The following is a 23578-nucleotide window of genomic DNA, read 5'->3' as shown; positions in this document are numbered from 1 at the left end:
CCGCAACCCGAGCGAACCCCGAACGCCTGACCAGCGACGATGCCCAACATCAACCTCAGGCCGTTTCGGGGAGGGTCCGGGGTAGTCCGAAGCGTGTCATGACGTTGGTGTTGAAGCCGGTGATGGCGGTGATCTGGTCGCCGGCGGTGCTGATGACCAGGAGGGCGTAGGCGCGGTGGACACTGGCGTGGGGGTCTGCCAGGTACAGGCCGACGGCCGGCTGGCCGTTGGCGCGGGTGGTTACCACGCGGTAGGTGCGGCCGGGGCGGAAGGTGGAGGCGGCGAAGAAGCGCTGGGCTGTTTCGATGCCGCGGTATTCCAGCATGGCCGGGGGCATGGAGAGTCTCACGTCGCTGACGAGCAGTTCGATCAGGGCGTCCAGGTCGGCGCGTTCCAGGGCGTCGGTGAGCCGGGCGACGAGCCGGTGTTCGGCGGCGGTGTCGGGTTGGCGTGCAGGCCTGCGGTTGCCGGTGCCGGTGCTGCTGGAGTCGGCGAGGTGGTTGTCGACGCTGGCGCGGGCGCGTTTGAGGGCGCTTTGAACCGATTCCTGGGTGGCATCGAGCATGTGGGCGGCTTCGGCGGCGTGGTAGCCCAGGACGTCGCGGAGGACGAGCGCGGCGCGTTGGCGTGGGGGCAGCAGCTGCAGGGCGGTGATGAAGGCCAGGGAGATGGCCTCGGTGGTCTCGTAGCGGGCCTCCGGTCCGGGGCGCTGGTCGACGAGGTGGTCGAGCAGGACGTCGGGGTAGGGCTCCAACCAGGGCGAGGCGTCGCCGGCGCCGGTGGGCTCGGGCAGAGTGGCCTCGGGCAGCGGCGGGGCGATCCGGGGTCGCCGGCTGTCGGCGCGCAACATGCTCAGGCACCGATTGGTCGCGATCTTGTAGAGCCAGGTCCGGAGTGAGGACTGCTGGCCGAAGTCGCCGAGGTTACGCCAGGCGGACACGAGGGTCTCCTGGAGCGCGTCCTCGGCGTCCTGCAGGGATCCCAGGATGCGGTAGCAGTGCACCTGCAACTCGTGGGAGTGGCCCTGGACCAGGTCGCGGAACGCGTTGTGGTCGCCGGCCCGAGCCCGGGCGATCAGATCCGTCGAGTCCATCTCCATCGGCATGCATCCTCGCTTTTCCGCTTTCCGCAGGGCGCGTTCGGCTCGCTCAACGATAAAGACGCCGCAGGGCCCGCGAATTGGGCGGTGTCCGCGCGCCCAATTCATGGCGGCGCCGGCATCTACCCGGTTGGAGGCGGTCCCGGTCCGGGGCGCGCCCCGGACACAGAATCAGGACCACAGATCATGGCCAAGTACGTTTTCTCCTTCCGTGTGCCTTCCGGCTACGCACCCGACGCCGGGACACCGGCCGAGTGGCAGGCCTGGTTCGCCGGGCTTGGCTCGGCCCTGGTGGACGTCGGCAACGCGGTGACCGGTCATGCCTCGCTCGGCGAGGTCGGCGGCAGCGGCTCCCGGATGGTCGCCTACTCGGTGCTGTCCGCCGAGGACATGAACTCCGCGCTGGCGCTGGCCAAGGACTGCCCGGTGCTGCGGGTCGGCGGCGGGGTCGAGGTCGGCCCCGTGATGGAAGCCGCCGGGTCGTGAGCGACGCCATGACCGCATCGACGGCGCCGCCGCAGGGGTCGTTCCTGGCGACCGGGCGCGGCCGGCTCACGCTGGCGCTGCTGTGCGCGGTGACGTTCCTGGACGTCGTGGACGGCTCGATCGTGAACGTCGCGCTGCCGACCATCCGTACGCATCTGGGGTTCTCGGTGCAGAACCTCCAGTGGGTGGTCAGCGGCTATCTGATCAGCTACGGCGGGTTCCTGCTGCTGGGCGGTCGGGCCGGGGACCTGCTGGGGCGGCGGCGGCTGCTGACCGCCGGTACCGTGCTGTTCGCCGCGTCCTCGCTGGCCTGCGGGTTGGCCGACAGCCAGGGGCTGCTGGTCGGCGCCCGACTCGCCCAGGGTTTCGGGGCGGCGATGATGTCCCCGGCCGCGCTGTCCATCCTGACCACCACCTTCCGGGACTCCGACCGGCACAAAGCGCTGGGCGTGTGGGCCGGGATCAGCGGGCTGGCCGCCGCGGTAGGAGTGTTCTTCGGCGGGCTGCTCACCCAGGACCTCGGCTGGCGGTGGGTGTTCTTCGTGAACCTCCCGCTGTGCGTGCTGGTGCTGCTCGGGGCCTTCCGGATCCTGAAGGCCGACCACGGCCGGTCCGTGCCGGGCGGTTTCGACGCGGTCGGCGCGGTGTTGGTCACCGCGAGCATGCTGCTGCTGATCTTCACGTTGGTGAAGGCTCCGGACGAGGGCTGGGATGCGGGACGCACCCTCGGTGGGCTGGCCGCCTCGGCGGTGCTGATGGCCGCGTTCGGGGTCAATGAGCAGCGGCGCGCCCATCCGCTGGTCCCGATGTCGATCTTCCGGATCAAGGGCCTGGCCGCGGCTGATGCCACCCAGGTGATCGCCTGGGCCGGGTTCTACTCGATGTTCTTCTTCGTCACTCTGTACATGCAGAACGTCCTGGGCTACTCCCAACTGCGGACCGGGCTCTCGTATCTGCCGGTGACCGTCGGCATCGGGTTCGGCTCGACCCTGGCGACGAAGATGTTCGTGCGGACCGGCACCCGTCCGATCATCGTCTCCGGTGCGCTGCTCGCCGCCGGTGGCATCTTCTGGCTTTCCCGCATCCCGGTGGACGGCACCTATCTCGGCAACCTGCTCGCCCCGCTGGTGGCCATGGCGGCCGGGCTGGGGCTGCTGTACGCCGGTGTGCAAACGGCGGCGAACGCGGGCGTGCCGGAGGATCAGTCCGGATTGGCCGCGGCCCTGATCACCACCTCTTTCCAGCTCGGGTCAGCGCTCGGCCTGGCGGTGTTCAGCGGGATCGCGACCAGCCGCACCAGCCACCTGCTGGCCGCCCACACCCCGCCCCCGGAGGCACTCACCGCCGGATTCCAGCGGGCCCTGCTCGTCAGCGCCCTCTGCCTCCTGGCAGCCGGAGCCATCGCGCTGCGAGCCTCCAACACCCGCGGCGAACCCTCCACCACACCAGAACCCCAACAAAACCTGGAACCCTCCTACGACCCCGCATAACACCACACAACGAAATCCCGGGAAGGCGTTCAACGCCATCCCGGGATTCCCTTTGCCGTTGGGTGCGCAACTATGCCTATCCTGCTCGCGCTTCCGAGCACCTGAGTGCCGGCCGGACGCTTGCGTGTCCGGCTGGCTGGTGGGTCAGGCGTGAGAGTGCTCGGTCTCGGGCGAGGCCGCTGCGGAGGTGAGTTTGGGCTCCGGTGTCAGCGTGGACATCTGCTGTTCGAACCGCTCGGGCAGCGCCCAGCGGTACAGCGGCATAGCGCCGGCGGTGGTGATGACGGCGACCAGGACCAGCATGGAGAAGACGTCCTTGGTGATCATTCCCTGGGCGAGGCCGATGTTGATGAAGATGAGGATCATCAGGCCGCGGGCGTTCATCAGGCCGCCGACCGCCCAGGACTCGCGCCAGGAGAAGCCGACCGTGCGCATGGCGGTCGCGCAGCCCATGTACTTTCCGATGAAGCCCGCCGCGAGGATCAGCGCGAACGGGCCGATCATGACCCATCCGGCGATCCCGCCGAGTTCGGTGTTGAGGCCGGAGAAGGCGAAGAAGATCGGCAGGAGCAGGACGCAGACGAGATCCATCATGCGGCTGTGCAGGGCCTCGCGGAAGGCGGGGTTGCGTGGCATCGCGAGTCCGGCGAGGAAGCCGCCGAAGACGGAGTAGATGCCGATGTAGTCGGTGAACAGTCCAGACAGCAGGACGATGCCCACGACGAGGTACATGTGATCGAAGCCGAAGTGGCCGGTGCGTTCGACCCGCGCGCCCATCGGCCGCAGCAGGCGGGCTACGACGGTGAGCATGACGAGGGCGAACAACGCCGTGAGCCCGATGGTGCGAAGGACGTGCGGGGCGCCGGCTCCGGTCTGCATGGCGGACAGCACGGCCAGGAGGCACCAGGCGGCCGCGTCGTCGATGGAAGCGCCGAGCAGGGTCATGCGGCCGAGCGGCGAGTTCTGTAGCCGCCGCTCGTAGAGGATGCGGGCCAGCATCGGGAAGGCCGTGATCGACAGGGCGCCGCCGATGAACAGGGCGAACTCGAAGTGGCTGACATCGGGGCGGGAGAGCCGGTCGTAGAGGAGGTAGGCGGATCCGGCACCGAGCAGGAGGGACGGGAGGATGCCGGAGACGGCGAGGACGGCGGCGTTCTTGGCGTCCTTCTTGCCGTTGCCGCCGCCGTGTTCGAGGCCGGCGCCGACCAGGAACATGAAGAGGGTCAGGCCGATGGTGCTCAGCACATACAGGATGGGCTTCACCTCGGGGGTGAAGATCGCCTTCTGCGCTGTGGGGAACAGTGCGCCGAACAGGGTGGGGCCGAGCAGGACGCCTGCAACCATCTCTCCGAGCACCCGCGGCTGTTTCACCAGCAGGGCAAGGCGTCCGCAGAGGGCTGAGGCGGCCAGGATGATCACGATCGCAGGCAGGACCCGCAGGACGAGTTCTAGGTTCTTGTCGGTGGTGGCGGCCAATAAGGTCGTGTCGTGCACAACAGCTCCTATTGTCATGAGGAATGTGCGGAGACGGGAGGGCAGATGGGGGTCTTTGGCGGCAGGGCAGTCCTGTACCGGACCGTGGGAGGGAATCCGAGGACCGCGGGCCAGCACGCGTCGTCCGGAGCGACGACGACGAAACGGGCGTACTAGCTGTCGGAGAACGACAGGACGAACATCGGCAGCAGTGTCCAGATCGTCACCTGTTCCAAGGTCGTGTTGCCGGTCAGCGCCGCGATGGTGACCACCACGACTACGTTCGGGTAGGTCATGGCGGTGTAGTCGTCGAGCGTCTGGACGTGGCGGCGCCGCTTGAGTAGCGCGGCGACGAGCCGCAGGCCGACGGCGATGCCCGCGCCGGTCGGCGCGTAGGTGGTGAAGCCATCCCAGGTCGAGCTTCAGGCAGACCAGTACGATCAACGCGGTGAGCAGCAGCGCGGCCATGTATCCGTTGCGCTCGCCTTACTTGACCGTACGGATGGGAGAGCGTTCCCGGAGGCGTCTGACCAGGACATAGGCCGCCGTGACGATGCCGGTCGAGGTGGCGACGCTGATGGCGACGGACGAGGCGACGTCCTCGCGCAGGGGGACTTTCCGCTGCGTCAACAAGCACGAGGGCGAAAGAACCGAAAGGCCATCTGCTCAGTTCAGCGACCCGCTGCCGCCCGACTCGGCAGGTCACGGGGATGGCTGATCTCTTCCAGGACATTTGACTAGCGAATGCCGTCGCGCCTAGTCCGACCTGCCGCACAGCGGACCAGGACGGCGGTGTGGCGTCGTCGCGGCTCACGCCACCGTTCCTCCGTGGTGCGGCACGGGCGATGTATGCCTGGCCTGGGAGGATGCCTCGCCACCCACCCGGTCGTCGGATCCGGCGCCCAGCGGTTCGGCGCCGCCTGACTCGTCGGCGGTCTGCGGATTGCTGCCGCGGAGGGCGAAGAAGATACCCGCCAGGGTCATGGGCAGGGCCACGAACACCGCGGCGGTGCGCATGCCTCCTGGTGTCAACAGGATCAGCGCGATCAGCGGAGGCCCGAAGGCTCCGCCGGATTTGCCGACGGCCGCGGCCCATCCGCCAGCGGTGCCTCGGATCGCCAGCGGGTAGATCTCGGCCGTGTAGGGGCCGAGAAGGGCGATGACCCCCGCCGTGCCGGAGAACAGCAGCATCACGGCAGTCAGTAGGACGGGCCGGCTGCCGTCCATGCCGACGATGGCGAGGACAAGGAGGGCCGCGACGGTGAGGGCCGCGTAGACGGCCATGGTGCCCCTGGCCGACCAGCGTGTGTAGAGCCATGCGGCGACTGCACAGGTGGGGATGGCGAGCAGGGACGACATGAATAGCAGGGTTGCGGCGGACATGCCGTGCCCACCGGAGGATGCCAGCTGGCTGGGCAGGAAGGTGATGAACCCCCAGTAGACGAGGCCCCAGGCCAGCGCATAGCCGCTGACGACTAAGGTCTTGGCCGTCTCGGGACGCCTGAACAGAGCGGAGGCGGGGACGCGTTCGGGCCGGGCCTGCCGTGCGGTGAACGCGGCGGACTCCGGGATCCACCGGTTGAGCGCGATCAGGATCAGGACCAGCGGGAGCTGGGCGAACCACAGCACGCGCCAGCCCGCCAGCGGAATGAGAATCGCGGCAAGACCGGAGGCCGCCATGTAGCCGCCGGTGGTGGTAAGGCCAGCCTGGAGCACCATGATCGCCGAACGCCGGCCCGGTGGCAGGCTCTCCGTCATCAGAGCGTAGACGATGGGCAGCATGCCTCCAGCCGCCATTCCCATCAGCGCGCACATGATGAGGTTGCCGCCGAAGCTCGGCATGGCGCCGCACACTGTCGTACCGAGGAAGAGCAGCGACGCGATGAGCAAGGTGGCCCGTCGTCCGATGCGGTCCGCCGCGCGACCCCACACGAGGGACCCGAGCACCGTGCCAGTCAGAGCGACGGTCGGCAGCCAGGAGATACCCGTGGCGCTGAGGTGGTACTCGGCCCGCATGCCGGGCGAGATGAACGCCAGGGTTGCGGGCTTCATCTGATCCACCAGCAGAGCGAAGGTGAGGATGGCGATGAGGCGGCGCCGGCTCACCCTGGGTGCCCGAGGTGGACCGGACAAGACCGCGGAACAGGTTCCGGCCGGCCGCACCACCGCGCAGGCCGAGATCACTACACCCACGACGATGGCGATCATGGCCGCCCACATCACCGGCGACATCCCCATCATCGACATATCGAAGTCCATCGACGCGGAGTCGGCGAACATCCACAGGTGCTCGATGACTCCGGCGCAGGTCAGGATCACGCCGGTCCAGAACAGCACAGGACGGGGTATCAGGGCATCTGCTCGTGCGCGCAAGGTCAGCTCCTGGTCGGCATGCGTAGCGGAAGCCTGGAGGTACCGCCGGTGGCCCGGTTCGGCGGGAAGGCCAACGCCACGCCCGCGCCTCCCTACCCGGTCTTTCCCGGCCGCCGTCCTGTGCCGCTGCCGGCGACGTGTCGCCTCGTCACGTGGGACGCCGACTCACTGACGAACGGCGCGGGCGGCTGCGATCGTGCGAGTGAAGAAGGCTTCGAGCGGCCTGATGTGAACCTCCGGTCGCCGCCACTGGTTCTCAAGGTCGTCCGGGAGGTGGAGCGTCTCGGCGAGCTTGCCGTGGCGGTAGTGCCGGATCACCGGGTGAAGGAAGGCGTCGATGTGGCCGTCACCCAGCACGGAGGCGGAGAGACCCGGCTTGAACGGATCTGTCCGTTCGTGGTCCGGCCCGTACTCCAGGCTGACGGCGAAGGTGTTCTCGGCTTCGCCGAACGCGGAGTCGTGGAGGTGTCCGACGGGTACTTCCTGATAGTGCCTGACCAGGCCCTCGTCCGGCACTACCAGCAGGTCGGCCAGCACACCGAACTGCTGGAACAGCCCGGACGACCGATTGACACGCTCGATCAAAGCGTCCGTCAACGCACGGGGTTCCGACGGCAGTTCGTCGTGTGGCCAGGTCCCGCTGTGGTACCGCTGCTCCAGGATGCGGGACAACGCGCGGGCGCCGTAGCGGAATCCGTGGATGAATCCGTTGGTTCCCTTCTTGAAGTCGATCTGTTGAGTGAGGGTCCCGGCAAAGTACAGGCCGGGCACATTGGTCGACTCATAGGCCTCAGTGAGCTCGGGAAAGCGGTCGTTGACGGCGAGCATCGGGCGGCATCCGTCCTCGAAGACGGAGGCGTCGAAGCGGAATCCAGTGCACACGATCACTCGGTCGTAGCGGTGTTCCATCGTCGCCCGGGTGAATTTGAACCGTACGCGGTAGCCGCCCTCTGCTTCCTTCTCGATCCCGAGGACTCGCGCGTCCACGATGGCGTTCTGGATCTTCAGCTGGGCGGTGTCGATGAAGTTGTTGTTGACCGCCCGGAGATGCCCCACGAAATGGCTCTGCCAGGCCAGACGCAGCGGGCTGGGGCCCGCGACATGGACGACGGCGGCCGTCTCCAGCAGGTTGTCGGCGGTCTCGAGTGCCGAGTTCGCCTTGCCTATGATCAGCACTCGCTGATCGATGAAGTCCTTGGGGTCGACGGAAACCGTGGAATAAAGCTCTACGGATTCGATACCGGGTATGTCCGGAATGTTCGGCCTGCTCACGCCGGTGGCGATGATGACTCGGCGCGCTCGATACGTGTCCCCGCCGCTGTCCGACGCCTCGAATCCGCTTGCCGTGCGAGCGATCCTGGTGATGCGTCGATCGAAGCGGATTCGCAGGCCGTGCCCTTCGGCGAAATCTCCGAGATAGCGGACCATGTCGTCGGCGAACGGGAAATATCTTTCGGTGTACCGAGTGAATCGGAATTCCGACCTGTCCGAGAGCAGAGAGTTCCAGTCCGAGCGCAGATTGAACTCCGGATCACTGCTTCCTGTGTATCGCTTGTTCACCGAGATCATTTGTCGGTGCCGCGGGTACTTGGCGAAGAAAGATCCCGGCCCACTCGATTCTTCCACCACCGCGTAGTCGTACCCCCCAGCCTTCAGGAGTTGAGCCACCTGAAGGCCGGCCGGCCCGGCACCCACCACCAAGTAGTCCAGATCAGCGTCCGTCACAGCGACCTCCACTTACCTCGTTTTCACGCCCAGCGGGCCGGCGACGCCGCCCGCCCGTCGCCTGTCGTCAGGCTTTTTTCGACCGCTTCTGGTCATCAGCGTGGTGCGGCGCAAGGCTGCTCAACAGTTCCTTCGCAGCTGTACCCCCTTGCAGGTACCCGGCCAAGTCGCTCAGGAGGCGGACGAAATCGGCTTCGGCGTTCGACCGTGGCGCGCCCGTTCCCGCGATCCCGTAGGCGTATTCGCGCCAGTCGGCATCCCCCATGAGGCGATCCGACAGAGCCTCCGTGAGGACGGAAATCCACGTGGGTCCGATCATGGCGAAGTTGACCTGGAGACACTCCCCGTATGCCTTGGTGGTGTGCCACCATCCCCGCGGCATGAACATCATCCCGCCGCTTGTCACTTCGGCGGACGATGCATCGTTGGGCATCGACGTGGGGAACGGCAGTTTGTCGGCGAACCTGAAGTGCGATTTGTTCACCTGCCGGTCCCCTCGGAGGACCGTGGTGGTCTGATTGCGGACGTGCTCGTTGGGTGCCCATTGCCACACCTTGCGACCCGTGAGGAGGAGCGCGAGATTCACCTCGGCATCACTGTGCATGGCGAGCCCACTCGCATCCTCGTAGGCCGAGGCTTTCTTCCCGGTGGAAGCGAAGATGTCACAATGGAAGGCAGAGCCTGGCATGCCGAGTTCCCCGGAGATCTGGTCGATGGCCAGCTGTAGTCCTGGGATGAATCGCTCGGCACTCCGCAGGAGGCACGTGAACTCCGCATTGTAGAACGGCAGGGCCGACTTGCCATTGGGCACGTTGGCGAAAAATCCGTCGGGCCGGATGATCGACACACGGTCCTCGAACACATCCATGGCGCTTCCGGCGGACGCGAGTTCTGGAATCGACTCCACCAGCGGAGCGAGGCGCGCGGGGTCTCCAGCGAAGCAGCCGGGCACATTCGGCCAGTGACCTCGAAGGAATTCTTCAGCAGTGAGAGGTGCGACGAGCATGTCCAGGTCTATCACGGAAACCTCTTCCGTCATTCCGGGTGTGCCAGTGCGGAGCGAGCCGAGATCGGACTTCTTCCGGGAGGTCGGCCGGCATCGGCGCTCACCGTATTCGAGGTAGCCCTACGGTAATACTGCCTTCACGGGACTAGATTCGCATACATTACACGGAACCCCCACTCGCATCTCTCTGCGAATATCGGGTGGGATCGTTTTTGATCCTGCCACGAGGGCAATGGCCGACACAAGAGTATTGGTCGAACGATGGACGGGGTCACCCCTCCAAAAAAGTGCCGTCACGGCCGAGCCACGTCCGTTATTCCTGAATGTTTCGTCATGTCGTCTCGTAGACCAGGTCGCGCAGGAGCTCGCTCGCCCCGCCCGCGATCGGCCCGGCGATGGCATCCCGGTACAACCGAGCGGCCACTGCGTCGGCGGCATAGCCTCGGGCACCGTGGAACTGCAGACACGTCTGTGCCGCCGTGACGGCCAGTTCGGTCGCCCGGAGTTTGAGGACGGAGGCGGTGCGGGTGTCGAGCCGCCCGTTGGCCTGCAGCCAGGCCGCCCGGTATCCGTAGTGGCGGACCAATTCGTACGAACTCTCCAGTTCCGCGATGCGGTGCCGTACCGCCTGGTGGGTCCCCAACGGCACGCCTTTGACCCGGTGTTCGCCCACGAACGCGCGCAGGAGGGTGAGGCAGTGGCCGACCCCGCCCACGGCGAGCATCCCGGCCACCAGGCGCTCGAAGTCGAGCGCCTGGACGAGGTGCAGGAGCGCCCGCTCGGATCGGCCGACGAGCTGGTCGGCGGTGACGTCCACGTCTGTGAAGCGCACCCGGCAGACGTCCGCGCTGTGCCATCCGAGCATCGGCTCCGGGTGCCGGCTCACACCGGCGGCGTCCGCGTCGACCACCAGGAGACTCGCCCCGCTCAGACCGTTGCCGTGCCGCGTGGGGCTGCTCGTGGCCAGTGTGATGATGAAGTCGGCCCGGGAGCCGTTCGCCACGTAGAGCTTTTCGCCCGTGACGCGGTAGCCGTGCTCCGTGGGGTGTGCCCGGGTGCCCAGATCCCGTAGGTCCGAACCCGCCGTGGACTCCGTGAGGGCCAGGGCGGCGATCAGCCGGCCCTGCCGAGCGCCCGGCAGGTACCGCTGCCGCTGCTCCTCGGTGCCGAATAGATGGAGATAGGACGTGGCCATATAGGCGTGCACGGCCACGGACGCGCGAATGCCGCCGTAACCGAGTCCCCCGAGTTCCTCAAGGAAGATCGCGCTGTGCAGAAAGCCGGGGCCGGAATGCTCCAACGACAGCAGGCCGGCCTCACCCAGGGTCCGCCAGCCGCTACGGGAAATGCGCCGCTCGCTCTCCCAGTCCTCGGCGTTCGGGCGCACCAAGCTGTCCAGGAGACCGCGTACGCGGGCCCGAAATCCGTCGTGGTCGGCGGCGAGAAAGTCGATGTGGCCGGGGTCGCTCGGGTCGTTGCGCCTCACTTCACCGAGAGGACGGTGTGCGCGGGCAGAATGTCGGTGATCGCCATCGGAATCCTGAAGACGGCCCGCGGTGTGCCGGCCGCGGCCCACGTCTCGGCGAAGGTCAGCAGGTCCTCGTCGACGAACAGCGTCAGCTCCTCCTTGTGTCCCAGCGGCGGCACCCCGCCGATGGTGTATCCGGTGGCAGTCTTGACGAAGTCGGCGTCGGCCTTGGCAATGTCACTGCCCAGAGCGGCGGCGACGGCCTTCTCGTTGACCCGGTTGGGACCACTGGCCAGAACGAGTACCGCCTCTCCTGTCGCGACGCTACGGAACACCAGCGATTTCACGATCTGTGCCTTCTCGCACCCGAGAGCCCGGGCCGCGTCGTCGGCCGTGTGCGTCGACTCCGGGAGTTCGACGACGGTCAGGTCGAGTTTGCGCTGATGAAGGATGTCCTGGAACCGGCGGGCACGCTTGCTGAGGCTCATGACGGTGACACTCCGAAGGGGTGATGAAGGGTCAGGAGGGTGCGACGGTCGACCTTCCCGGTGGTCGTGAGAGGCAGTGCGCCACACAGGTGTATCGCCGACGGAATCATGTAGTCGGGCAGCCGCGCGCTCAGCTTTTCACGCACCGCCGAGGGGGTGCAATGTTCCCCCTCGGGTACGACGAAGGCCACCAGCACCTTCCCGCCGGAGCGGGTCTCCGTCACCGTGACGTAGCTCTGCTTGACCGTCGGATCCTGGTCGAGGTGGTGAGAGACCTCGCCGATCTCCACCCGGAAACCGTTGACTTTGACCTGGTGGTCCAGCCGCCCTTGGAACACCACGTTGCCGTCCTCAAGGAGGTAGCCCCGATCACCTGTCCGATAGATCCTCTCGCAGCGGCCGTCAATGTCGCACACGTCGAACGGGTCGCTCGTATGGCCGAGTTGATCGAGATAGCCGGGAGAGAGACCCGGGCCGGCGAGCCACACCTCGCCGATCTCACCGGGGGCGCACAGCCGCTTGTTGGCAACCACGTACATCCGCGTGTTCTGTATGGGCTGTCCGATGGGCAGTGCCGTGCCGGCCGGGGGGAGTTGACGAACCGGATAGCAGGTGGCGAATGTGGTGCACTCGGTCGGGCCGTACACACTGACGAGCCGGTCCGGGCCGTAATGGGCCAGCGCCTTGCCGATGTGAGAGATCGAGTGCGCCTCGCCCCCGGTCAGGATCGTCCGCACGCCGGACAGGGCGTCCGGGGCTTCGTCCACCACGGTGTTGAACAGCGCCGTGGTCAGGAAGACCAGCGTGACGCCCTGGTCGGCCAGCACCCGTCGGAGTTCGGAGAGACGGATGAACGACGCCGGGTAGAGGACACACGTGCCTCCGTGGAGCAGCGGCCCCCAGATCTCGAAGGTCGCCGCGTCGAACGAGACCGGAGACGCGTGCAGGACGACACTGTCGTCGCCCATACGGGCGTAGCGGGCGCCGAAGACCAGTCGGGCCACGCTGCGATGACGGATCGGCACACCCTTGGGGCGTCCCGTCGAACCTGAGGTGAAGTTGATGTAGGCGATGTCGTCCGGGCCGACGCGCGTAACGGGATTGCTGTGCTGGAGAGAGGTTTCCTCTCCCCCCTGTACGGAGACGATCCGCTGATCCGGCAGGCGCTCTGCCAGTGCCGTGGCCTGATCGCCGAGGACCAGCCGGCATCCGGCGGCGCGAAGGACGGCACGCAGGCGTTGGTCGGGCCAGGAGACGTCGACCGGCAGATAGGCGGCCCCGCACTTCAGCACCGCCAGCAGCGCGCCGATCAGCTCCGGAGAACGCTCGACGCACACGCCGACGGTGTCGCCCGTTCGGACACCCGCTTCGAGCAGACGGGCCGCGACCTCGTTGGCGAGCCCGTTGAGCGACCGGTAGGTCAGACGCCGGTCCCGGTGCACGACGGCCACCGCGTCCGCGTACCGTGCGGCGCACTTCTCGAAGAGGTCCTTGAGACTGTCGTGGCTCGGGTACGGCTGGGCCGTCTGGTTGATCCTGCGGTGGATCGACACGGCCTTTTCATCACAACTGATCCTGTCCACCAGGCGCTCCCAGCCGTGAGTTGAGGACGTCGAGCAGGTGAGGGCGGTGCGTGAGGGGGAAGAAGTGTCCACCTGGCATGTCGACCAGCTCGCAGCCGCGACCGCCGAACGAACTCCAACGGGCCATGCCTGCCCGGCCGTCGACGTGGTCGGCGCGTCCGCACATCGCGGTGATCGGCACCTCCACACCTCCGCCGTCCCGGCCGCCCCACGTCTCGGCAAGCCGGATCTCGCTCCGTATCGTCGGCAGCATCAGTCTCATCAGCCTGTCGTCGCCCAGGAGTTCCGGCGGCATCCCGCCGAGGTGCAGCAGGGCCTCGCGCAACTCGTGGTCGGACAGGGTGTGCAGGTGGGGCCGGCCCTGCGGCGTGTCCGGACTGCGGCAGGCGGAGACGAACAGCCTTCGGGTCCTGCCGGGATGGGCGGTCGCGGCGAGCCTGGCCAGTTCGTAGGCCAGTCGCCCGCCGAAGCTGTGACCGTAGAGGGCGTGCGGACGCTCCAGATGGGGCGACAGCGCGGCGGCGGCGTCCTTGAGCAGCAACTCCCAGTTCTCGTAGGGCGGTTCCTTGATACGAGGCCCCCGTCCGGGTAGCCGGACCGCGAGCAGCTCGATGCCGTCGGCCAGTCCGCCTGCCCACGACCGGAAGACCTCCGGACTGCCACCGGCCCACGGGAAGCAGATCAGCGTCACATACGGGTCTCGGGACGGACGTTGGCACGTCAGGACCCAAGGGCTGTCGCCGGGCCGCACGGCGCTCGCTAGGAACCGGCCAGCGGCGCGGGTCGGCACCGGCTGCGCTCGATGGCCGAGGCGAGGGCCCGGATGCTGCTCTCGGCGAACAGGTCGTCGGGCGGCAGGGCGTCCTCACCGAACGTCTCCTCGACCCGCGCTATCAGCTTCATCGCACTCAGCGACGTACCGCCGGCTTCGAAGAAGTCGTCCTCCGCCGCGGCGACGTTCAGGCCCAGTGCCTGGCACGCGCTGATCAGCCATGCTTCGACATCTTGCTCGTCCACTGTGTCGGACATGGTCCTTCCTCCTAACGCACCGGGAAACGGTAGCCGTTGACGGTGTGATCGATGATGTTGTTGTGGTGGAACCTGTCCTTACCGGACACCAGGACGGTGCCGTACCGATCAAGACTGGCGGCTCCTCCGAATTCCTCCAGGGCGTCGGAGAACGGGTACACCCGCACTTGCGTGGGTACGTAGCGGGCGGCGAATCCCAGCCGCATGCGATCGGTCGCGCCGCTGTGCGGGTGGGAAGCGTGCATCAAGGTCGACCAGAAGATGATGAACTGGCCGGGCCGCATGACCTGGGACACCGCTTTCGACTCGTCCGGGGACCAGTTCGGGTCCTTTTGCAGCTGTCGGTAGTCGTATCCGAAGAAGCCCCGCCTGATGCCGCCCTTCTCCACATTGTTGATGGATTCCGGGTCGTACGTCATGACCTTTGACTCGTCATAGTTCATGCTTCTGTGTGAACCGGGGACGAATTGCAGACAGCCGTTTTCGACACTGGCTTCGGTGAAAGCCGCCCAGACAGTGATCGTGCCGCCGAATTCGGAATCCTCCGGCCAGACGATCTGCGGGTGCTTGGAGCCGGCCACGTTCGAGAAGTTGTCCGCCTGGTGCCAGTCGGTCCCCTCGTCCCCGGGGTACTTGGGAAAGAACTCGGTGCGCCAGCAGAGCACGTCGGGACCGAGCAGGCTCGCCACCCGATCGACGATCTCGGGTCGGGTGATGTGCTCCGCGAGGAAGTCGACGTCCAGGTGACGGTCGTAGTTGGCCAGGTTGGTGCTGCCTGAGGCGGCTTGCTTCTGGCTGTAGACGGAGGTCTTGGTGTTGATCAGTTTGGGACGGATACGGTGCAGGGTCTGCTCCATGTCCTCCTCGGGATAGAGGTCGAACGGTCCGATGAACCCGTCCCGATGGAACCGATCGATTTCCTGTGAACTCAGCGAGAATTGCATGGCCTGCTGTTGCACGATAAACCTTCCTCCGGACACCTATGGCAGCACAAAGACCCACGAGGGAAATCAAAGGAATGGCTGGATGTACCAACGGTACCGTTCCAGCAATACTGGTCAAGTAAGGCCGAGAACCATTAACCGCCTTGGCCGTCCAGGTACTGGTTGGCGGGGCGAGCCGCTCCGTAGTGGTCGCGCAGCGTCGTTCCCGAGTACTCGGTGCGGAAGAGACCGCGGGCTTGCAGGATCGGCACCACATGGTCGACGAAGCCCTCCAAAACGGAGGGCAGCACCGGCGGCATGATGTTGAAGCCGTCGGCGGCGGCGTTCTCGAACCAGTGCTGCATCGTGTCCGCCACCTGTTCCGCTGTGCCCGCGATGGTGAGGTGACCGCGTCCCGCCCCCAGCCGGCCGATCAATTGACGGACCGTCAGCCGCTCCCGGCGGGCAAGACCGACCACCAGCGCATAGCGCCCCTGCGCTCCTTCAAGGTGCCGGTCGGCGGTGATGTGGCTGGGCAGCTCCTCGTCGAGGTGCAGCTCGTCGGCGGACACCTGCAGGATGCTGACCAGCTGCTTGATGGCATGCTCGGGCTTGATCAGGCTGCCTAGTTCGGCGTCGGCCGCCTCGGCCTCGGCCTGTGTCGCGCCGATGGTCGGCACGATGCCGGGCAGGATCGTGACGGTCTCCGGGTCACGGCCGAAGTGGGCCGCGCGCTTCTTCAAGTCGGCGTAGAAGGCCTGGGCCTCCTCCAGGGTCTTCTGCACGGTGAACACAGCGTCAGCGTGGCGGGCCGCGAAGTCCCGGCCGTCTTCGGACGATCCGGCCTGCACCAGAAGCGGATATCCCTGAGGACTGCGTGCGACATCCAGCGGCCCAGCGACACTGAAGTACGTTCCGACGTGTGCCGCGGGGTGCAGCCGGCTGTTGTCGCCCCAGACCCCCACCTCCTTGTCCGCGAGTATTGCGTCGTCCTGCCAGCTGTCCCACAGCTTGCGGGACAGCTCCACGAACTCGTCGGCGCGTTCGTACCGGTCCCCGTGCGGCGGAAGCTCGTCCAGCCCAAAGTTGCGGGCTGCGATCAGGGTGGCCGTCGTCACGATGTTCCAGCCGACCCGACCACCGCTGACATGGTCGACGGAGGCGAACCGCCGAGCCAGGTTGAAGGGCTCGTTGTAGGTCGTGGAGGCCGTGGCGATCAGGCCGATGTGCTCGGTCACCCCGGCCAGCACGGTCAACAGGACCGTCGGTTCCAGCGCGGCGGCCGGCTGCCGGCTGATGTCGCCCCACAGCCCCGGGTGGTCGGCCAGGAACAGGGAATCGAGTCTGCCGCGCTCCGCCACCCGGGCCAGGTGCTGAAAGTGCTTAACATCGGTGTTGGCCAGCGGATCGCTCTCTGGCAGCCGCCAGGCCGACTGATGGTGTCCAACGCTGCTCAAGAACGCGTTGAGGTGCATTTCTCGGGCCATTGGGTTCCCTTCCTGTTACGCCCCCAGATGCGGACGATCGGCTACTGCCGCGCGAACAGGCCTCGCAGTGCGGCGAGTTCCGTGCGGTAGTCCTCGCACTCGGCAAAGTCCCAGGACCGGGCGTGCCGAGCGGTGTACTTCTCGTGCACGTCGCGGAGCCTGCCCAGGTCGTCCAGCAGCGACAGGGCCGAGCGCTCGATCTCTGCCGCCTCCTGATGCAGTGCGATGGTGAGAGCCACGCAGACGCCTTCGATGAGCTGCTCCAGGGTCCACGCCGGATAGAGCATGCTGTTCCGCGAATGCGCGCCGAACCGGAATGCCTCGCGCAGGTACCAGTTGCGTACCGTCGCGATCCGGTGAGCCCGAGAGTCCTCGAACAGCGCGGTGCTCTCCGCGAGTTGCCGCCGCACTTTGCTGAGGACACGGCGGGAGTACGACGTATCGATCCGCAGCCGGCTGTCCGCTGTACGGGGAAGTCCTGGCAGCACGCGCGCTCGCTGTACCGAAGAACTCAGCTGCCGGTGAAGGGCAGCGGCAGCCTGTCCATCGGCGGACGCGTGCTTTTCCGCTGCCATCGCGTAGTCGTGCAGTATCCGGCAGAGGTAGTACTCCGGGAACCTTCCGATCTCCCAGCCGTACTCGGGGAGCCACTGTTCGAGGTCGTCCAGCGATGTGATCGCGGGATGCCCGGCCGCGTACCGGAAGGTGTTGATGATGTTGGCCTGTAGATCGGATGCGGGTTCCGGCCACTCCGGTTCGCCGGTGAGGAAGTCGCGGGGGCCCAATTCCCTTGCGCTCTGGAGCAGTTCTGCCGCCGCCAGCCGGACGGTCTGTGGAGCGACGTCGAAATCGAGGGAGAAGTGGTCGGCCAGGGTGGGGGCCATGTCGAAGTAGGCATCCGGGCTGGGGTGGACGCACACGTACCCAGCATCCCTCTCTCTGGCTCCGTCGGGCTGAGTCAGCCGCGCCGCGAGGGCTTCGGCGAGAATCACGTGCGCCTCGGCGGTCGGGTGGCAGTAGTCCACGAAGTCGGCCGGACCCAGCAGCTCGGCCAGGTCGACGACCTCGACATTCGGCCGCGCGGCAACCTCTTCGATCCGTCGCCGGTACTCCCTCTTTATGCGGTACAGATGGATGTCACTCTCGACAGCGCGCCTCGCATAGCTGTGCGCTTCGTCCTGGTGCTGTCCCTCTTCCAGTATCCGGCTGAGGTTGTACGCGGCGACCGCACCGGACGCGCCCTCGGTCTCGGCCAGCTCCTTCAGCAGGGCCACGGCTTCCTCAGCGGCGTTCTGCTGATGCAACAGAACAGCCAGATTGTTCCGTGCGACCGCTGGTATGTGACCCGGTTCGTCGACCAACTGCCGGTACAGTACGGCGGCCTTCGCCCAGTCCGGCCCCTCATGCCAGCGCACCGCCTCGATCAGTGTGCGGGCCGAGGCGGAGTGGCCGATGAATCCGTCGGAAAGCCGTGCCGGCAGCCCCACGATCTTGTAGTAGGGGGCATTACGCCCCATCAGGGCCGCCGGGAAACGCGTATTGGCGATCGGGTTGACGAGCACGACGCGGGTCCCGCGACGGCCTGCCTCCCGTGCGATCGACTCCAGGTTCCGCCGGAAGTCCTGCGGTGTCGTCGCCACGGTGCGGTGCTCGTCCCGCTCGTCGAACTCTCCGGTGTTCTTGTGGTGGATGCGGACGACCGGCCGGTCCCTCGGAGAGTGCGACAGCAACCGGTCACGGTCGCGCCAGGCGTGGTACGCCCCCTTGTACCGCGACTGGGCACCATCGGAATTGCCGAGGTAGACGATGACCGCATCCCAGCCCCGCCGTGACACTTTCCGCCGGAAGTACCGTGCCGCATCGGCGCTCGTGAAGCCGGGAACGGCGTGGTTCTCGATCCGGTGGGCTCCGTCAAGCCGCGTGTGCAGGACGGATGGGTACACCGCCTGCGGAGCACCGATACCCGCACTGCACGAATCGCCAAGGACAAGAATGCGCACGGGAAGATCCCTCCTGGTCACGAAGGTGAGGACAGGCGTCGGGCGAGGGACGGCGAGGCCGGATTACTTCCCCGACCGCCGGGACAGCCAGCGCGCAGGACCCGATCGCGTGGCACGGGATGCCCGGGAGTGATCAGCGGAGGTGCTCAACGCGGTGGCGATCACGACGCGCAGGGCGTCCGCGGCAGTGGTACTGGCCATGGACGGGCGCCGCTGCCGGTCGGCGGCCTGGGCCGGAGTGAACGGTACGTGCACGAACCCACCCCGGACGTCCGGGAATTCGGTGGCAATGAGGTGGGCCAGCCCGAAGGCGATGTGGTTGCAGAGGAAGGTGCCGGCCGTATGGGAGACAGAGGCGGGTATTCCGGCTTTCAGCAGGGCTTCGGTACAGGCCTTGACCGGTATCGAGGAGAAGTATGCCGCAGGCCCGTCAGCGACGATAGGCTCGTCGATGGGTTGATTTCCCTTGTTGTCCGCACCCTCGGCATCGTTGAGGTTGATCGCGACGCGCTCGATGGTGATGTCGGGGCGGCTGCCGCCCTGGCCCGTGGAGATGACCAACTCCGGCTCCACCCGGAGGATTTGTTTACGGAGTTCGGCTATGGAATCTCCGAATGCGCAAGGCAGCAGGACCACCTCCAACTGCGTGTCCTCCGGCGGGGATTCGGCTACGAGCCGGCATGCCTCCCAAGCGGAGTTCATATAGTTTCGACCGAAGGGTTCGACGCCAGTCAGCAGGACGCGTGAAACGGTGGCCTCCGAGGATGAGGACAGCGAATTCGTCACACGCTGTCGGCCTGTTGAGGAGAGCGGACAGGGCACGCGGCGGGAACGACCGGCCGGAAAGAAAACCCGTCCGAATGGTTGTCTCAAATCGCGTGTTTCATGCCCCGCACGGAAGGAACGGCGAGCGGGCAGAGCGTGAGGGCGATCCAGAGGAATCCGCCGATGAGTGCAACGCGGGACGCCCCAAAGGCACTCGCCATGGGGGCGGCCGACAGCTGCCCCGCCGGAACTCCGATGAACGACCCGAGATTGTCGTACGACGAGATCCGCGAGAGCATATTATGCGGAATGTTCTCCTGAAGCGTGGTCTCCCAGGCGATGCTGTACAGCCCGAAACTCAGCCCGGCCAGGAACGCGGTGGCTGCCAGCCAGTACGCATTCGCGACAAGCCCCAGGGCGATCAGCGGAAGACCTACCAGGCTCGCGCACAGCTGCGCCACGGGCAGGAGGTGTCTCAGGGTGATGCGGTACATCACCACCGCGATGAGCAGGATGCCGACCGCCCTGACGCTGAGCACCATGCCCCAGGAGGTCTCGCCGATCCGCTCCTTCGCGATCAGCGGACCCAGGACCGTCCAGATGCCGACCTGGATGTAGTTGGCGACGCCGAACGACGCGACGATGGTCCAGACCCAGGTCCGGGACCGGAATTCCGTCCAGCCCTCACGGAGGGCGACGAAGACGCTGGCCTTCCGTGGTGGCGTCTTGCCGGTCAGCCTGAGCCGGAACATGCAGACCACCGCGACGAAATACGTGGCGGCGTCGACGGAGATGGCCCACCCGCCGTTCGTGGTCGCCACCATGGTGGCCGCCACGGTCGGGCCCAGTACCTTTGCCGCGTTCTTGGCCGATCCCAGCACTGAATTCGCGCGCTGGATCTGCGACTTGGGCACGATGTCCGGGACGATGCCACGCAGAGCCGGGTTCGTGAAGGCTGCCATTGTTCCGTTGAGGGCTTCCAGCACAATCAAGGAACCGAGATGGTAGTTCCCGGAGATCAAAAGGAAAGCAACAACAGCCTGCGTCAGACCGGCACCGAGATTCGACAGCAGAAGTACCAGTCGCCGCGAGAACCGGTCGCCTACCACGCCGCCGGCCAGTGTGAAAACGATGAGGGGAATCGTATTGGCGGTGAGCACCGCACCCATGTCGCCGGCACTGTTCGACGCGTTGAGTACCGCGAGGGACAGTGCCACCGGAGTCATCGAGCTGCCGAGCAGCGAGACAAGCCGTCCCGTGAAGAACCAACGAAATGCCGGCAGATGGAAGGGGCTGGCGACATCCACCCCTTGGTCCGGATCGTCTGCTGTGGCTTCGGTTTTAAGACTCATTCCCACATCCTGCTTGACACGTACGGAGCCCGGCGAAGAGACGTCAGAGACTACAACATCAATGTCCCCTGTTTGCAAAGCAGTTGATGGCCCGGCCACTCATGAACAGGAGTTCCTTGTCTTCCTGACCTGCCTGAAAATTGTCCGGGCGGGGACTGCGCGTACCACGATTGTTCGAGTTGCCGCCCTTGATTCCCCGGCGTGGATGGGCCCGGCCGCTGCCGGGCCCATCCACCGGCTCATTCTCAGTGGTCGTAACTCATGGGGCACCTCCTCCCGGGTCGGTGAGCGGATTCATCACGGACACGACGTCCCTTCCGTGGCTCGACGGAGCCGGGGGAAGGCGACGACTCGCACACGGTTGGGTGTGCGGGTCCGCGCCCATGAAGACTGAGTGGCGTGCCATCACTGACGGAAGGTGACGGGCAGGGTGTCCAGGCTCCGCACCGTCGCCGTATGCCGGCGCTGCGGGGTGCCGGCCAGCCTCAGCGGCGTACCGGCGTCGAGGAGCCCGATCACCAACTGCTTCACCGCCAGCTGGCCGAATATCGTTCCGAGGCAGGCGTGCGGCCCCCAGCCGAAGCCCAGATGCGGGTTGGGAGACCGGTCCAGGACCAGTTCGTCCGGGCGCGGAAACTGCTCTGGGTCCCGGTTGGCGGCCGCCATCAGGGTCAGCACCGTCTGGCCGGGCTCGATCACCGTGTCCCGGATCGTGGTCCGCCCGGTCGCTACGCGACTGGTGCCCTGCGCCGGTCCGTCGAAGCGGATCAGCTCGTCCACACCGGTGCCGAGCAGACGCTCGTCGCGCAACTGCGCCAGCGCTTCGGGATGTTGCAGAAGGGTGAGTGCCACATTGCCCGCGGTGGCGTACACGGTGCCAAAGCTCGCGTTGAACGTGACACTGGTGGTGTTCCGGATGTAGTGCTCCGGGACCCGCGCCTTCGCGGCGTTCTTGCGGACGTCTTGCAGGGCGCCCGGCCGGTCGTTGGTCTCGAACCAGGAGTCGACCAAGGCGTTGAACTGCTTCCGGGCCCGGTCCCCGGTCTCGACGACACCGGGCAGCAGTCCGTAGTCCATCCGACGAGCGAGCGCGTCCGATATCTGCACATACGGCCCTAGTTCCGGCTCCTCAACTCCCAGGAGCTCCGCGGTGATCGACAGGGAGACGGGAGCGGCGACCTCGGTCATCCAGTTGAACTCCGCCCGGCCGGACATGCGATCGAAGATCTCCGCGACCTGCCGGCGTGCCCGTCGGCCGATGCCGTCGAGATCCTGCGCCCGCAGGGAGTTGATGAACAGGCCCCGCAGGGAAGTCTGGTCCGGCGGGTCCAGGGACTGCACGCTCTGCCGGAACTCCGGTACGTCCTCACCCACCCGGCGGCGGTCCCGGGCGAAGAGTTCGTGGTCACGCAGGACGTCACGGCAATCGCGGTAGCGGGTCAGCACCCATGACGCCAACTGTTCGTGCCAGAAGACGGGAGTCTTCTCCCGCAGACGGGCGTACAGGGCGTAGGGGGACGCGAGTGTGTCGGGATCGAGGGGGTCGTAGCGGATCGCGGAGGTGAAAGCTGCGTCGCGGGAAGAGTTCATGACTGCGCCACCGCCAGGGGGGCACGGTCATGGACCTTTTCCACTGCGGCCACCACCGCGTCGATCATGCGCTGGCACTCGTCAACGGAACGCGCTTTCACCGCCGCGCAGCCGACACCCAGGGTCGAGGCGTCCGCCATGTCGCGCATAGTGCTTCCGCGTTCGAGTCGCATGATCACTTTGTCCACTCCCGGAATCTTCATGATTTCTCCGGCTTCGACATTGTTCAGCTTTCCCGGGGCGGTGGGGAGGATGGTCCAGCCGTGGGTCAGTTCTGTTTCCTCAGCCCACCGCGGTATGTGATCCCCGGTGATGACGCGCGCGCTCGCCTCATAGATGTTCACACCGATCACCCGTTCCGTCATCTCGCCCACGATCCCGCCGCCCGGACGGCACGCCAATTCGCTGGCGACGAACGTTCCCGGTTCACCGAACACTTCGAGATGGAACACGCCGGTGGTGAGTCCCAGTGCGTGGAGCGCGCGCGAGGCGAGGTCGGCAGACGAATCGTAGACGTCTCGATGGAGCGCCGGCGTCATGGCTATCGAGCGAATGGGCTTGCCATATTTCGTACAGAGCAGCGGCTCACTGTATCGGGAGACCATGAACGCCGACAGCTTTCCGTCCTGCACGATGCCGTCGAAATGCCATTCCCGGCCCTCGACGAACTGTTCGACCATGGCCCGACCGCCGTCGATGGAATTGGCTGCCGTGACGAACTCGTCCAATGTGTGTGCCACCATCACGGACTTGCTCGCGCCCTCGGCCAACGGCTTCACGACGAGTGGGAATGGGAGACCGCTCTCGGCGAGCCAGAGTTCCGCTTCGGCTTCCGACTCAGGACTGTTGCACAGGACGCGCCATGCTGTCGTGGGCACCCCGGCGGCATTCCATTTCTTCTTCTGCACGCCTTTGTCGCGACAGGCGAGCGCCTGGGCCGGAGTGAGGGATCGGGCCCCGGTCAGCTGGCCCAGGAGCGCCGTGGCGACGACGGCCCACTCTGTCGTCGTGACCGCCGCGCCGATCGGGTTCACCGGTTCCAGGTGGTGGATGGCGGACCAGAGGGACTCGACCTTGCGATAGGAATCCACCGCGCAGACGCGGTCCACCTGGTCTCGAAGGGCGGCCACCCGCCCGCGGTGGCCCGGCTCGTACAGCAGGGTGATCTCGTGTCCGTCGGCGCGCAGCCCACGTACGATCTCTGAGCGCGGGCCCACGAGTACGACGTGCATGGTTGTCCT

General features: G+C 66.5%; 21 protein-coding genes. 2 read left to right on the top strand and 19 right to left on the bottom strand.

Translation table 11 applies throughout. From position 1 onward, the window contains the following. Positions 1-55: 55 nt before the first annotated feature. Entirely contained in the window at positions 56-1105 is a 1050-nt protein-coding gene (locus OH768_RS52985; protein ID WP_406464793.1) for an RNA polymerase subunit sigma-70, read from the bottom strand. A 180-nt stretch (positions 1106-1285) separates the two neighbouring features. Here OH768_RS52985 and OH768_RS52980 point away from each other — a divergent pair, with 180 nt between their 5' ends. Together OH768_RS52980 and OH768_RS52975 are read left to right on the top strand one after the other, a co-directional pair. Continuing rightward, positions 1286-1585, top strand: a complete 300-nt coding sequence (locus tag OH768_RS52980) for a hypothetical protein (RefSeq protein WP_406464792.1) — start codon at positions 1286-1288, stop codon at positions 1583-1585. Then, entirely contained in the window at positions 1582-3075 is a 1494-nt protein-coding gene (locus OH768_RS52975) for an MFS transporter (RefSeq protein WP_406464790.1), read from the top strand. The genes OH768_RS52980 and OH768_RS52975 overlap by 4 nt, the downstream gene beginning before the upstream one ends. A 144-nt stretch (positions 3076-3219) precedes the next feature. On the opposite strand, the gene OH768_RS52970 is transcribed toward OH768_RS52975, so the two are convergent. From OH768_RS52970 to OH768_RS52885, 18 genes are all read right to left on the bottom strand, one after another. After that, positions 3220-4569 carry a cation:proton antiporter gene (locus OH768_RS52970; RefSeq protein ID WP_406464788.1) on the bottom strand — a complete coding sequence of 450 codons (1350 nt, stop codon included), beginning with the start codon at positions 4567-4569 and terminating at the stop codon, positions 3220-3222. A gap of 152 nt (positions 4570-4721) precedes the next feature. Continuing rightward, positions 4722-4844 (bottom strand): hypothetical protein, encoded by a 123-nt coding sequence (locus OH768_RS52965; RefSeq protein ID WP_406464786.1) that lies wholly within the window; start codon positions 4842-4844, stop codon positions 4722-4724. A gap of 190 nt (positions 4845-5034) precedes the next feature. Further along, positions 5035-5178 carry a hypothetical protein gene (locus OH768_RS52960; RefSeq protein ID WP_406464785.1) on the bottom strand — a complete coding sequence of 48 codons (144 nt, stop codon included), beginning with the start codon at positions 5176-5178 and terminating at the stop codon, positions 5035-5037. A gap of 180 nt (positions 5179-5358) precedes the next feature. After that, positions 5359-6921, bottom strand: coding sequence for an MFS transporter (locus OH768_RS52955; RefSeq protein WP_406464784.1), 1563 nt, complete (start codon positions 6919-6921; stop codon positions 5359-5361). Positions 6922-7086: 165 nt separating this feature from the next. Continuing rightward, the gene (locus OH768_RS52950) at positions 7087-8646 is read right to left on the bottom strand and encodes an NAD(P)-binding domain-containing protein (protein WP_406464782.1); all 1560 of its coding nucleotides are present in this window, start codon (positions 8644-8646) and stop codon (positions 7087-7089) included. Positions 8647-8713: 67 nt separating this feature from the next. Beyond that, positions 8714-9667: a cupin-like domain-containing protein gene (locus OH768_RS52945; RefSeq protein ID WP_406464781.1), complete on the bottom strand. Its 954-nt coding sequence runs from the start codon at positions 9665-9667 to the stop codon at positions 8714-8716. Between the two features lie 316 nt (positions 9668-9983). Next, positions 9984-11138 (bottom strand): acyl-CoA dehydrogenase family protein, encoded by a 1155-nt coding sequence (locus OH768_RS52940; protein WP_406464780.1) that lies wholly within the window; start codon positions 11136-11138, stop codon positions 9984-9986. Next, the gene (locus tag OH768_RS52935) at positions 11135-11608 is read right to left on the bottom strand and encodes a YbaK/EbsC family protein (protein WP_406464778.1); all 474 of its coding nucleotides are present in this window, start codon (positions 11606-11608) and stop codon (positions 11135-11137) included. Before OH768_RS52935 ends, OH768_RS52940 begins: the two co-directional genes overlap by 4 nt. Continuing rightward, a complete protein-coding gene (locus OH768_RS52930; RefSeq protein ID WP_406464777.1) occupies positions 11605-13191 on the bottom strand; it encodes an amino acid adenylation domain-containing protein in 1587 nt (528 codons plus the stop codon). The genes OH768_RS52935 and OH768_RS52930 overlap by 4 nt, the downstream gene beginning before the upstream one ends. Beyond that, positions 13172-13882, bottom strand: a complete 711-nt coding sequence (locus OH768_RS52925) for a thioesterase II family protein (RefSeq protein ID WP_406464776.1) — start codon at positions 13880-13882, stop codon at positions 13172-13174. The genes OH768_RS52930 and OH768_RS52925 overlap by 20 nt, the downstream gene beginning before the upstream one ends. Before the next feature lie 68 nt (positions 13883-13950). After that, positions 13951-14220, bottom strand: coding sequence for a phosphopantetheine-binding protein (locus OH768_RS52920; RefSeq protein WP_406464774.1), 270 nt, complete (start codon positions 14218-14220; stop codon positions 13951-13953). A gap of 11 nt (positions 14221-14231) precedes the next feature. Continuing rightward, positions 14232-15179 (bottom strand): chlorinating enzyme, encoded by a 948-nt coding sequence (locus OH768_RS52915; protein ID WP_406464772.1) that lies wholly within the window; start codon positions 15177-15179, stop codon positions 14232-14234. Positions 15180-15298: 119 nt separating this feature from the next. Next, a complete protein-coding gene (locus OH768_RS52910) occupies positions 15299-16630 on the bottom strand; it encodes an LLM class flavin-dependent oxidoreductase (RefSeq protein WP_406464771.1) in 1332 nt (443 codons plus the stop codon). Between the two features lie 41 nt (positions 16631-16671). Further along, positions 16672-18192: a hypothetical protein gene (locus OH768_RS52905; RefSeq protein ID WP_406464770.1), complete on the bottom strand. Its 1521-nt coding sequence runs from the start codon at positions 18190-18192 to the stop codon at positions 16672-16674. A 501-nt stretch (positions 18193-18693) separates the two neighbouring features. After that, entirely contained in the window at positions 18694-19416 is a 723-nt protein-coding gene (pcp, locus tag OH768_RS52900; RefSeq protein ID WP_406464768.1) for a pyroglutamyl-peptidase I, read from the bottom strand. Between the two features lie 83 nt (positions 19417-19499). Beyond that, positions 19500-20747 (bottom strand): MFS transporter, encoded by a 1248-nt coding sequence (locus OH768_RS52895; protein ID WP_406464767.1) that lies wholly within the window; start codon positions 20745-20747, stop codon positions 19500-19502. Positions 20748-21152: 405 nt separating this feature from the next. Next, on the bottom strand, positions 21153-22337 hold the full coding sequence (locus tag OH768_RS52890) for a cytochrome P450 (protein WP_406464765.1): 1185 nt from the start codon (positions 22335-22337) through the stop codon (positions 21153-21155). Beyond that, positions 22334-23569, bottom strand: coding sequence for an acetyl-CoA carboxylase biotin carboxylase subunit family protein (locus OH768_RS52885; protein WP_406464763.1), 1236 nt, complete (start codon positions 23567-23569; stop codon positions 22334-22336). The genes OH768_RS52890 and OH768_RS52885 overlap by 4 nt, the downstream gene beginning before the upstream one ends. Between the last annotated feature and the right edge of the window lie 9 nt (positions 23570-23578).

It is taken from the genome of Streptomyces sp. NBC_01622, assembly GCF_045209635.1.
Taxonomy (GTDB): domain Bacteria; phylum Actinomycetota; class Actinomycetes; order Streptomycetales; family Streptomycetaceae; genus Streptomyces.
Note: the sequence above shows the minus strand (reverse complement) of the source record. Positions and strands in the feature narration are given on the sequence as shown.